Genomic DNA, 11,863 nt, shown 5'->3' with positions numbered 1-11,863 from the left:
GGAAAATCATGCTGAAGCGAATCGATCAATATATTTTTGTTTTAGCTGTTTTTTTGCTGGCACCGCATAGTGTTCTAGCACAAGAATCGGCAAATATGGGGACTGTTGTTGCAATTATTGGACAACCGATTCTGCACCGTGATGGCCAGGTGAGCGTAATTGCTAAGGGCGATGCGCTGCGCGAAGGTGACGAGCTGCATACCGCGGAGCAAACCAGCTTGTATTTACGCACCTTTGATAAAGGTTTTATTGCTGTGCGGCCCAATAGTGTTTTGTTTATCGAGAAATACCATGCGGGCAGCCAGGGATCGCAGTTTAAGCTGCAGCTTAAATCAGGGCTGATGCGCTCTGTTACCGGGCAGGAAGTACAAAAAGATAAAGATAAATATCGCTTAAATACACCTGTTGCGGCCATTGGCTTACGTGGTACAGATTTTGTGGTGTTTACGGATGACCATGCCACGCAGGTGGCGGTGCAAAAAGGTGGAGTGGTGATTGAGCCTTTTTCTAAAGTTTGCAGTGTAGAAATGGGCGGGCCTTGTCAGGGGGCGAATTCTCGTGAGTTATTTGCCTCAACGGCCCATATGCTGGAAGTGATTCGTGGCCAGGCGGTGCCGGTGCAAAAGGACTCATCCCCCGTGCTGCAAAAAGAGTTACGGAATGAATTACCTAAGGACGTATCAAAAGAAGCACCCAAAGATGCGCCTAAAGTGGCCGGGCTGGGTGCCGAGCAAACTCAGATAAATACGGCCGATTTAAGTAATGCCAGGGTGGTTGCAAATAGTAATAGTGTTATTGATGGCTCTTTAGCCACCAAACCTGGGGTGATCAAGCCTGTTGAAACCCCGCCTTCGCCCACGCCTGCCCCTTTGCCCGAAGTACCTGTTCCACCTGTGGTTGTGGTGCCCACAGAGCCTTTGCCGCCAGCCGTAATTGAGCCCACTATCCACTGGGGGCGCTGGCAGACACTGGCCAGCCTTCCGGCCACGGCTAATTTTAGTGATGTTTATAAAGAAGGGCAGGAAGTTGTCAGCGCGGGGATTTACTATGTGATGTCCCGTGATAAAAGTGATGTCCGTTATGGGCCTGAGCTGGGAGCGGTTAATTTTCAAATGGCAAAACATGATGGCATTATTGTGAATACGCTCAGCAATGCTGTTTCTGCTACTACGGCGAAAGAGTCTTCATTACAAATCAATTTTGCAGCACAAAGTTTTAATACTCATTTATTGCTAAGTGCTGCCGGCAGAGATATACCGCTTAATGTAAAAGGAGCCATCGAGTCTAATGGTCTTTTTCTTAATGGTGCGGTGAGCGAGGCGCAATTGCGTGGTATTGTTTCTGGTAAAGATGCGGGCGAGGCTGCTTATGTTTATTATCTTCCCACTGGCAATAATGAAGTATTGAGCGGCGGGACTTATTGGCTGCGTAAAAAGTAAATGACTCAAATTTGATTTGTTCTTTATGAAATGACAGGCTGTTTTTTTCAGCCTGTCCGTACGTATTTCATTGTGTTCATGTTGTTTTTTAAATTAATAATAAAAATTGGGTATTAGCCGCTTAAACGTGGTTTCTTGTTTTACTCCTTTTATACATTGCCCCGTCCGTATTTTAACGACTGTTTTATCGGCGCTGCATGATCAATCTCAAATCTATTTGGCAAAAGCTTCATTTAATCTGGCTGGGCCGGGTTTTATTTTTTGTGCTCAGCACTTTGCTGGTTATTTGGGTGGCTATGCCGCGCGGCCATGCCTATCCTTTTCCCTTTGATCTTTTAGACCGCCTGCACGACCAGTTAATTAAACAAAGATTAATTGCTTATCCGGAAAAGCGAATTGTGCTGGTGGATATTGATGAGGCTTCGCTTGCTCAATATGGTCGCTGGCCATGGTCCAGGCAGCAAATGGCGCAATTACTGCAGCAATTAAATCAGCATTACAAGGTGGCGCATATTGGCCTTGATATGATTTTCCCTGAAAGCAGTGATTTATCAGGCGATCAGCAGATCGCACAATTAGCGGCTTCCGGGCAGCTGACTTTAGCGCAGACTTTTGGTTTTGACCGCAGCCAGAGTATGCAGGTTGGGCAGCTGAGCGCGGCTATGCCATGGGCTGATATTCCTGCCTCTCAGGCTTTTGGTTTTTTGGCGAATCATCCTAAGCTTGCCGCGCAAGCGCCCTGTGTCGGGCATATTGCGATTACTGCCGATCCTGATGGCGTGGTGCGGCATCAAAGCATGCTGGTGAAGTATCAGGCAAAGCTTTATCCCGCATTTGCACCGGTTCTATTGCGTTGCTGGCTGGGGCAACAGGGGCCTTTGCAGGCCAGCAAGGGCAAAATTGAATGGCTGGAAGGCTTATCGGGCCAGCAGATAGTGGCTGAGGATGGGATGGCGGCGATTCCTTTTCTGCGCCGTACAGAGGCTTATATTGCGATACCTGCCAGCGATATTCTGGCAGGCAGGGCCGATGTGGCGCTGCTGCGCAACCGGCTGGTAATTGTGGGCTCAAGCGCTTTGGGCCTGGGGGATTATGTGGCGACAATCCTGGGAGGCCGCACTCCGGGCATGTTGCTGCATGCGCAATGGTTATCTAAGGCGCTGGATCAGCTGGAGCAGAATAAGCCCGTCGTGGCGATTGGTTTTGCGGCCATTATGTTGGTTTGGGCTGTGTTATTACTGGGCGTTGTTTTACTGCACAGGCGAAATAATGCTTTACGCCTTGCATGGGGATTTTTTGTACTGATGGTTTGGCTATTGTGGCTGGGGAATACCCGGCAGGAGGTGGGGGCTAACACTCTGGCCCCGCTGCTGGGGGGCGTGGTGCTTCTTATTCTGGAGGGAGGGCTGGAGTGGTGGTATGCTCAGCTGGGCAGGCGCCAGCTTTATCTGGCTTTTCATCAGTATGTGCCCCCCGCAATTATTGATCAGCTGATTGGCAATAACAGTCAGGCGATTATGTTGCCCCACCGGGCTGAAATCACCTGTCTCTTTGCTGATCTGCAGGGCTACACGGGGATTGCTGAAAGGCTGCCGCCTGAAGAGCTGGCAGATTACACCCGTCATGCCCTGATGCTGCTGACTCAGGCCGTATTAGATCAGCAGGGCACTTTGGATAAATATATGGGGGACGCCTTGTTTGCATTCTGGGGCGCCCCTGTTGTGCAGGAAGACCATGCTAACCGGGCGCTGAATGCCGCTATGGCAATGCAGCAGGCGGTGGATAAGCATAATCAAAGTGCTGCACCGGATAAGCAGATTAAAGTGCATATTGGGATTCAGACAGGTCTTGTGGTGGTGGGCGATATGGGCACACCGTTTCGCAGCACTTATACCGCGATTGGCGACGCGGTGAATGTGAGTGCCCGTTTGCAAAATCTGGCTAGTTTGCACAATGAAAAAATACTGGTAGGGGAGGATACTGAGCGGCAGCTGCTGTATTCACCCTTGCAGCTCTATGGCTCGGTATCGCTAAAAGGGCGCCGGGGTGTGCAGCAGGTTTATCGCCTGCCTTAGTTTTTCATGCAGCCTGCAGCAGACTAACTTGCTGTTTCATATATGCAATCATTTTCTTACACGTAATCTTGTTGCTATAAGCGAAATCAAGCAAGCAAATTTCTAGATTTGTGATTCTGAGCATATACAATCAAGGTATGCGACTCTTTCCCTTTGTATTGATTGCCTTGTTGCAAGTGGCTTATCTGCCTGTGGCCCATGCCCAGGCGGGTGATGAGCTGTACCAGCAGGCTATTGATGATATTGCACAGCTGCAGTGGCAGGAGGCGAGCTGGCTGTTAGAAGAAGTGCTGCAGCTCAACCCCAATCATCAGGGGGCGAAAGTTGATTTAATGCTGGCCTATTGTCAGCTGGAAGACTTTAGCCGGGCAGGTGCTTTACAGCAGCAATTACGTGCTTTGCCGGTATTGCCGCAGGCTATCAGTGATCTGATCAGACAAAAAACAGAGCAAGGCTGCACTGAAAAAACACAGTGGCAGTGGCAGGTGCAAAGCTGGATCGCCAGTGACAGCAATTTAGATCAGGGCAGCTCCAAGCGTTGGCTGGAAGTGACATTGCCAGATGGGGTATTTAATCTGGAAGTGGATCAAAGCAGCCTGCCCAGATCTGGCTGGCTGGCCGGGCTTGAAGTGCAGGCAATGGCTACTCCGCCCGGAGGGAGCCAATGGGCATTGCATGCCGGAGCCGTGCAAAGCTGGCCGCAAAGTGGCCAGAGCATGCGCTGGTTTGGCGGATTCTGGCAGCCGCAGGCCCGCAGTGACTGGGGAGTGGGCGTGCAGCAATTCTGGCTGCAGAGCGAGCCTTATCAGAGCAGTATTTTGCTTGAATACCGTGGCCTGCCATCGGTTGCCCGCATTGAATCTTTACTGCGTTTGCGAGCGCAATTTGTGGATATCGATCCGCGCTATCAAAGCCTGCATAGTGAATGGCGCGGTCAGCATATCAGCCAGTGGCGGGGGCTTTGGCTGGATAATCGTGCCCAGCTGGGGTTTGAGTTTTCTCCGCAGCGCCCGGGGGGGAATCAATACAGCGGCGAGCTGAGCAGCAGGCTGGTTTATCCCTTTGGGCTGCATAGCTTAGAGCTGCAGTTGCGCGCCAGAATCGCCCATGATCAGGATGGCTACAGCCCGCTGCTGGAATACAACCAGGCAAGGCAAAGTGTGCAAAGTCAGGCGGCTTTTGCCTATCAGTGGCAGAGTCTGTGGCTGGGAAAATGGCGGCTGGAATACCAGTATCAGGAGCAAAACGACAGATTGCCGCTGTTTTCATGGCAAAAGAAAATGATTTCTTTGTCTTATAAACAGGATTTTTAAAAGCGGGTGAAACCCTTTAATTTATTTAACCCTATTCCAGGGTTTCACTCGCTTCTGCAGATAGGCTGAGGCCCGTTCCTGCTAAGCCGCCGCCAGCGCCTGCTCCAGGTCATCCAGAATATCGTCGATATGCTCGATACCAATCGACAATCTCACCATATCTTCGCTCACCCCGGCTTTGGCCAATTCCTCAGGTGTAAGCTGGCGGTGAGTGGTGCTGGCTGGGTGGCAAGCCAGTGATTTGGCGTCGCCGATATTCACGAGGCGGGTAATCAGTTGCAGTGCATCCTGGAAACGCGCTCCCGCTGCAGCGCCGCCTTTTACACCAAAGGTCAACAGGCCGGAAGCCTTACCGCCAAAGTATTTTTGCACCAAAGCATGCGATGGATGATTGGGCAGGCCTGCGTAATTCACCCACTCTACTTTGCTATGGCCCTGCAGGAATTGCGCCACTTTCAGGGCGTTTTCTACGTGCCTGTCCATGCGCAGCGCCAGAGTTTCCAGGCCTTGCAGAATCAAAAAGCTATTAAACGGGGAAATCGCCGCGCCCATATTCCTGAGCGGCACGGTGCGGGCACGGCCGATAAAGGCAGCAAGCCCCAAGGCCTCGGTGTAAACCACGCCGTGATAGCTGATTTCCGGCTCGTTCAGGCGATTAAAGCGTTGCTTGTGATCTGCCCACGGGAATTTTCCGCTGTCGACAATAATGCCGCCAATGCTGTTGCCGTGGCCGCCGATATATTTGGTCAGCGAATGCACCACAATATCTGCGCCATGCTCAAAGGGGCGGGTGAGATATGGCGTAGGAACGGTATTGTCCACAATTAGCGGCACGCCGCCTGCATGGGCCACTGCGGCAAAGGCGGCAAAATCGACCACATTGCCCAGCGGGTTACCGATGGATTCGCAATAAATAGCCTTGGTACGCTCATTAATCAGCGCAGCAGCAGATTGCGGATCATTTGCATCAACAAACTGCACGGTGATGCCATATTGCGGCAGGGTATGGGCAAAGAGATTATAAGTGCCGCCATAAAGCGCTGAGGTAGCAATAATATTATCGCCTGCTTCGGCAATGGTCAGAATGGCGTAGGTAATGGCGGCTTGCCCTGAAGCCAGTGCCAGCGCGCCAATGCCGCCTTCCAGCGCTGCAATACGTTGCTCTAATACGTCGGAAGTGGGGTTCATAATCCGCGTATAGATATTGCCTTTCACTTTTAAATCAAATAAATCCGCACCATGCTGTGTGTCGTCAAAAGCGTAGCTGGTGGTCTGGTAAATCGGCACCGCAACTGATTTGGTAGTGGGATCAATTTCATAACCAGCGTGCAGAGCAAGCGTATCAAACTTCATACAAAGCCTCCGGGGGATGGAAAGTTCGTTGGAAACTTTAGCATTTTTATTTAGACCAAAAACCAATTTTTATTATTTTCTTTAGACTAAATTAAGCTATAGATAGCGAGCTTGCGCTTTAAATATTAACGTTGCTGTCAATCTTTAATGGGTTGTTTGTAATTAATGTTAAAGCTCACCCAATAACCAGGAGCTTGCAAAAGCAAAGTATTCGCGCAGCCATGCGTTATAGCGAATGGCCAGCGGGGTGGGGGCCGATGCAAAATCTACAATGGGAAACCCTTGTTTTCTGGCAATTTTGGATGCGCGTAAAGTGTGAAAATCATTGGTGATAATGAGCACGGGCCCGGCTGCTTTTTCTTTCAGCAGGCGATAGCTGAACAACAGGTTTTCTTCTGTGCTGGTGCTCTGGTTTTCTTGCATGATGCGCTGCCGGGCAATGCCGCGTGCCAGCAGATAGCGCTGCATGGCATCGGCTTCACTGATTTCCTCGCTGAAACCCTGGCCGCCAGAAACCACAATCTGAGCCTTGGGATATTGCGCCGCATAAATCAGGGCAGTATCCAGGCGGGCACGCAGCATGGGGCTGGGTTGGGTTCCATCGAGGCCTGAGCCCAGCACAATCAGTGTTGAGGGCAGGTTTTGGATGCGATCTGGTATGGCCAGTGTGCAGAAAAAAGCCAGCAAAGAGATCAGCCATAGCGCCGCTAATAATTTAAACCAGGGCCATAACCGCTGCCGGTAGCGCTTTGTGGTCAGCCAGCGCTGCCACCCGGCGTGCTGCAGGCTGTAGCTCAATAAACCCAAACCCAGAATGGCAGGGAAAACAGTACCTGCATTAAATTTAGCCACGCTAAACAATGCCAGCGCATCAATGAGCAAGATACTGCCAGTAAGTATTTGTAATCGTGCCAGCCATTTATTTTGCATTCTGAGGCTTACTCAGGCGATAAAGGCAGTGTTCTTGCAGGGGATGGCCCTCTGCCACTTGGGGGTGCATAAAGGTTTGGGGATCACGCTGCATACCCAGCTTTTGCATCAGGCTCTGTGAGCGCAGATTAGGCAGGGCGGTGAAGGACACAATCTCATCCAGTTGCAGGGCATTAAAGCCAAAATCTAAAGCGGCCCTTGCCGCCTCGCCAGCATAACCTTGGCCCCAATAATCAAAAGCCAGCCGCCAGCCTATTTCTACACAGGGTGAAAACGGCAGCCCGGGAATCGGAATATGCAGGCCGGTAAAGCCAATAAATTGCTGCGTTTCCTTCAGCTCCAGCGCCCAAAACCCCCATCCTCTTTCCGTAATGAGATCTGCAATCCGCTCTTGAAGCGCCAGGCTGGCCGCTGCATCGACAGGGCCGAGCAGATATTCCATCACCCTCGGGTCGCTGCTCATTTGAGCAAAAGTTTCAGTATCTGACGCCTGCCATTGGCGTAAGCGCAGGCGCTTGGTGGTGAGTTCAATGATTTTGGGCATGGGCACTTTTTGAAATGAGTTTTGCAGGGCGTGAAATACAGTAAGCGTTGCACAGCGTTTTGTCAGCCGTTATTTTTCCATAAAAAAACCGGCCTTCACAGGCCGGTTTTTACTTGGGCTGTGCAGCGATCAGCCAACAAATTTACGAGCATTACGGAACATGCGCATCCATGCGCCATCTTCCGCCCAATCGCTTGGGTGCCATGAGTTTTGCAAGGTGCGGAATACGCGTTCCGGGTGCGGCATCATGATGCTGAAGCGGCCATCAGCGGTGGTGACACCAGCAATCCCCTGCGGGCTGCCGTTTGGATTAGCCGGGTAGGCTTCGGTGGTTTTACCATGGCTGTCTACATAACGCATGGCCACCAGCGCCTTGCTGATATCGCCCTGCTGGCTGAAGTTGGCAAAGCCTTCGCCATGCGATACCACCACAGGCATACGGCTGCCGGCCATTTCGCTGAAGAACAGCGATGGGGATTTTGTCAGCTCAGCCATCACCAGGCGTGCTTCAAACTGCTCGCTCTGATTACGGGTGAATTTAGGCCAGTGCGCAGCGCCAGGGATAATACCGGAGAGATTCGCCATCATCTGGCAGCCGTTACACACACCCAAACCAAAGGTATCTGAGCGGCCAAAGAAGGCTTCAAATTGTGCGCGGGCTGCAGCATTAAACAGAATCGATTTTGCCCAGCCTTCGCCCGCACCCAGTACATCGCCGTAGCTGAAGCCACCGCAAGCGGCTAAGCCCTGGAAGCCTGCCAGTTGCACACGGCCAGAAATCACATCGCTCATGTGTACGTCTACGGCCGTAAAGCCTGCACGGGTAAATGCGGCAGCCATTTCTACATGACCGTTAACGCCTTGCTCACGCAGCACGGCGATCTTTGGACGAATGCCGCTGCCGATAAATGGCGCTGCAATATCTTCGTTCTGATCAAAGCTCAGCTTGGCGAATAAGCCTTTTTCCTGCTTATCGCTGAGGCGTGCGTATTCTGCATCGGCACCGGCAGGATTATCCCGCAGGCGCTGAATACGCCAGCTGGTTTCCGACCATGCTTTATGCAGATCAACACGCGATTCTTCCAGAACCAGGCGGTTTCGCGCCTTGATTTTGAGCTTGTCGTCGTGGTTGGTACTGCCGATCACGTGCAGCTCAGAGCGAATATCCACATTAGCAAATGCGGCAATCACAGCAGCAGTATCAGAGCGCTTCACTTGCAATACTGCGCCCAGCTCTTCGTTAAACAGCACGCCCATTACGCGGGCATTGGCTTCACGAACAACATCTTCGGCGGTGAATTCATTTTGCTGGCGCTGACGGCGACGGCGCTCAATACACAGCTCGTCTACTTCCAGCGTTACACCAACGTGGCTGGCAAACATCATTTCAGCAATCGTGGCAAACAAACCGCCATCTGATCTGTCGTGGTAGGCCAGCAATTTGCCTTCGGCATTCAGCTGTTGCACGGTGCTGAAGAATGACTTCAGGTGCGGCACATTCACGATATCCGGTGCGCTATTACCAACCTGCTTATAAACTTGCGCCAGGGCAGAGCCACCGAGGCGGCACTTGCCATCGCCCAAGTCGATCAGGATCAGATCAGAATCAACATTGGTCTGCAGCTCTGGCGTCAGTGTTTTGCGTACATCGGTCACCGGAGCAAAGGCAGAAATCACTAAGGAAAGCGGTGCGACTACTTGTTTCGCTTTGCCTGCCTCATCCCAGACGGTCTTCATTGATAATGAATCTTTACCCACCGGAATCGATACGCCCAGCTCGCGGCACAGCTCTAAGCCGACAGCTTGCACGGTGTCATACAGATTAGCATCTTCGCCAGCATGGCCAGCGGGGGCCATCCAGTTTGCAGACAGTTTTACATCAGACAGCTGACGAATCGGTGCAGCGGCAATATTGGTCAGAGCCTCACCGACGGCCATGCGGCCGGAAGCCGGGCCGGAAATCAGCGCCAGCGGTGTGCGCTCACCCATTGCCATGGCTTCGCCTAAATAGCTATCGTAAGCCATCGCGGTAACGGCTACATCGGCCACCGGTACTTGCCACGGGCCAACCATCTGATCGCGTGCGGTAAAGCCGCCCACGGTGCGATCGCCAATATTAATCAGGAAAGATTTATCTGCAACCGATGGCAAACGTAATACACGGTAAGCGGCTTCTTTCAGCTCTATGTCAGAAGCGTCAAAAGCAGTCAGCTCTGGTGTAATGCGGCTCACATCGCGTGTCATTTTTGGTGGTTTGCCGAGTAAGACATTCATCGGCATATCGACAGGCTTGTTATCGAAATGATCGTCAGCCAGCACCAGTTGTTTTTCATCGGTAACACGGCCAACCACGGCAAACGGGCAGCGCTCACGTTCGCAAATCGCTTCAAAGGCCAGCAAGTCTTTAGGATCGATCGCCAGTACATAGCGCTCCTGGCTCTCGTTAGACCAGATTTCCTTAGGCGCCATGCCTTTTTCTTCGATATTCACTTTGCGCAGATTAAACACCGCGCCCTGGCCTGCATCGTTCACCAGCTCAGGGAAGGCATTGGAAATACCACCCGCGCCCACATCGTGAATCGACAGGACCGGGTTATTTGCACCCAGCTGCCAGCAGCGGTCGATCACTTCCTGCGCACGGCGCTGGATTTCCGGGTTGCCGCGTTGTACGGAATCGAAATCCAGATTGGCTGCATTGTCGCCAGTCGCCATCGAGCTGGCCGCGCTGCCGCCCATACCAATCAGCATGCCGGGGCCGCCGATCTGGATGAGGAGCGAGCCATCCGGCAGGCCACTTTTCTTTACGTGCAGGGCGCTGATATTGCCCAAACCACCGGCAATCATAATGGGCTTATGGTAGCCACGGCGCTCGCCGTTCAGGTCTTCTTCAAAGGTACGGAAGTAACCACAGATATTCGGGCGGCCAAATTCATTATTAAATGCAGCAGCGCCAATCGGGCCTTCGATCATGATATCCAGCGCGCTGGCAATGCGATCCGGCTTGCCGTAAGGCTGCGCTTCCCAAGGCTGTTCGGCTCCCGGGATATTTAAGTTAGATACAGTAAAGCCAGCCAGGCCCGCTTTAGGCTTGGAGCCACGGCCGGTTGCGCCTTCATCGCGAATCTCACCACCCGAGCCGGTTGCGGCACCGGCAAACGGGGAAATCGCGGTTGGGTGGTTGTGCGTTTCCACTTTCATCAGAATATGGGTTTGCTCTGCGCTGAATGAGTATTCTGCGCTGCCTGCCTGCGGATAAAAGCGGCCAATTTCTGCGCCTTCAATCACCGAGGAGTTATCTGAATAAGCCACGACCGTGCCCGCTGGTGCGGCTTTATGTGTTTCGCGGATCATGCCAAACAGGCTGTAATCTTGTTTTTCGCCATTGATAATAAAATCGGCGTTAAAAATCTTGTGGCGGCAGTGCTCAGAGTTAGCCTGGGCAAACATGGTGAGCTCAACATCGCTTGGGTTGCGGCCCAGCTTGTTGAAGTTTTCTACCAGGTAATCAATTTCATCGTCGCTGAGCGCCAGGCCAAATTCGCTATTGGCTTTAAGCAGAGCGGCTTTGCCACCACCGAGAATATCCACAGTCAGCAAAGGCTGAGGCTCAAAGTGGCGGAATAACTCACGGCCAGCTTCTAAGCTGCTGAAAACTTCTTCAGTCATTCTGTCGTGGATTAATGGCAACAGAATATTTTGTTCTGCTGCAGACAATGGGCTGCCGTCTTCCTTGCTGGCGTAAATTACAACGCCGCGCTCGATACGGGCGATTTTGCCAAGGCCACAGTGTTGGGCAATATCGGTGGCTTTAGATGACCATGGAGAAATGGTCCCCAGGCGCGGCAAGACCATCATCAGGCTGCCGGTGGCCAGCTCAGGCTGAGCAGGTTCGCCATAGTGCAGAATCTTGCTGAGGATCGTGTTTTCGTCCTGCGTAAGCCCGGCGCTCGTTTCGGCAAAGTGCCAATACTCAGCGTAAATTTGCGCAGAAATACCTTTCACAGCCAGAGCGGCGGTCAGTTTTTCGACCCGGAAAGATGAAAGCGCGGTACCGCCGCGCAATTGGAGAACGTCAGCCATGTCTTTGATCTTTGATAGGAAAGCCTCGGGAAGTCGCAATGATACCCAAAAACGACTCATTTCGCCTCGAATATCGGCAAAGTGATCTAACTATATGGGATTTTTAGCAGGCTAGACTGACTTGCGAAA

At 52.1% G+C, this 11,863-nt stretch carries 7 protein-coding genes; 3 read left to right on the top strand and 4 right to left on the bottom strand.

The window, feature by feature from the left end:
• Positions 1–8 precede the first annotated feature (8 nt).
• From HA050_RS07510 to HA050_RS07500, 3 genes are all read left to right on the top strand, one after another.
• A complete protein-coding gene (locus HA050_RS07510; protein WP_166824102.1) occupies positions 9–1,439 on the top strand; it encodes a FecR family protein in 1,431 nt (476 codons plus the stop codon).
• A gap of 197 nt (positions 1,440–1,636) precedes the next feature.
• Positions 1,637–3,514: a CHASE2 domain-containing protein gene (locus tag HA050_RS07505; protein WP_166824099.1), complete on the top strand. Its 1,878-nt coding sequence runs from the start codon at positions 1,637–1,639 to the stop codon at positions 3,512–3,514.
• 137 nt (positions 3,515–3,651) lie between these two features.
• Positions 3,652–4,827 (top strand): outer membrane protein assembly factor BamD, encoded by a 1,176-nt coding sequence (locus tag HA050_RS07500; RefSeq protein ID WP_166824096.1) that lies wholly within the window; start codon positions 3,652–3,654, stop codon positions 4,825–4,827.
• An 81-nt stretch (positions 4,828–4,908) separates the two neighbouring features.
• Here the strand turns inward: HA050_RS07500 and HA050_RS07495 are convergent, their stop codons facing one another.
• From HA050_RS07495 to purL, 4 genes are all read right to left on the bottom strand, one after another.
• Positions 4,909–6,180 carry an O-acetylhomoserine aminocarboxypropyltransferase/cysteine synthase family protein gene (locus tag HA050_RS07495; RefSeq protein ID WP_166824094.1) on the bottom strand — a complete coding sequence of 424 codons (1,272 nt, stop codon included), beginning with the start codon at positions 6,178–6,180 and terminating at the stop codon, positions 4,909–4,911.
• Positions 6,181–6,348: 168 nt separating this feature from the next.
• On the bottom strand, positions 6,349–7,110 hold the full coding sequence (locus HA050_RS07490) for a YdcF family protein (protein ID WP_166824092.1): 762 nt from the start codon (positions 7,108–7,110) through the stop codon (positions 6,349–6,351).
• The gene (locus tag HA050_RS07485; RefSeq protein ID WP_166824090.1) at positions 7,100–7,654 is read right to left on the bottom strand and encodes a GNAT family N-acetyltransferase; all 555 of its coding nucleotides are present in this window, start codon (positions 7,652–7,654) and stop codon (positions 7,100–7,102) included. The genes HA050_RS07490 and HA050_RS07485 overlap by 11 nt, the downstream gene beginning before the upstream one ends.
• 129 nt (positions 7,655–7,783) lie before the next feature.
• On the bottom strand, positions 7,784–11,734 hold the full coding sequence (gene purL, locus HA050_RS07480) for a phosphoribosylformylglycinamidine synthase (RefSeq protein WP_166824088.1): 3,951 nt from the start codon (positions 11,732–11,734) through the stop codon (positions 7,784–7,786).
• Positions 11,735–11,863: the final 129 nt, after the last annotated feature.

It is taken from the genome of Iodobacter violaceini, from assembly GCF_011601265.1.
Taxonomy (GTDB): domain Bacteria; phylum Pseudomonadota; class Gammaproteobacteria; order Burkholderiales; family Chitinibacteraceae; genus Iodobacter; species Iodobacter violaceini.
The sequence above is the reverse complement of the archived record's forward strand: the minus strand, read 5'-3'. Positions and strand labels throughout refer to the sequence as shown.

What these genes read in the sequence shown, in the direction of transcription:
- HA050_RS07490 (WP_166824092.1), bottom strand. Translation starts at nt 7,110, where the DNA reads ATGCAAAATAAATGGCTGGCACGATTACAAATACTTACTGGCAGTATC.
- purL (WP_166824088.1), bottom strand. Translation starts at nt 11,734, where the DNA reads ATGGCTGACGTTCTCCAATTGCGCGGCGGTACCGCGCTTTCATCTTTC.
- HA050_RS07485 (WP_166824090.1), bottom strand. Translation starts at nt 7,654, where the DNA reads ATGCCCAAAATCATTGAACTCACCACCAAGCGCCTGCGCTTACGCCAA.
- HA050_RS07495 (WP_166824094.1), bottom strand. Translation starts at nt 6,180, where the DNA reads ATGAAGTTTGATACGCTTGCTCTGCACGCTGGTTATGAAATTGATCCC.
- HA050_RS07505 (WP_166824099.1), top strand. Translation starts at nt 1,637, where the DNA reads ATGATCAATCTCAAATCTATTTGGCAAAAGCTTCATTTAATCTGGCTG.
- HA050_RS07500 (WP_166824096.1), top strand. Translation starts at nt 3,652, where the DNA reads ATGCGACTCTTTCCCTTTGTATTGATTGCCTTGTTGCAAGTGGCTTAT.
- HA050_RS07510 (WP_166824102.1), top strand. Translation starts at nt 9, where the DNA reads ATGCTGAAGCGAATCGATCAATATATTTTTGTTTTAGCTGTTTTTTTG.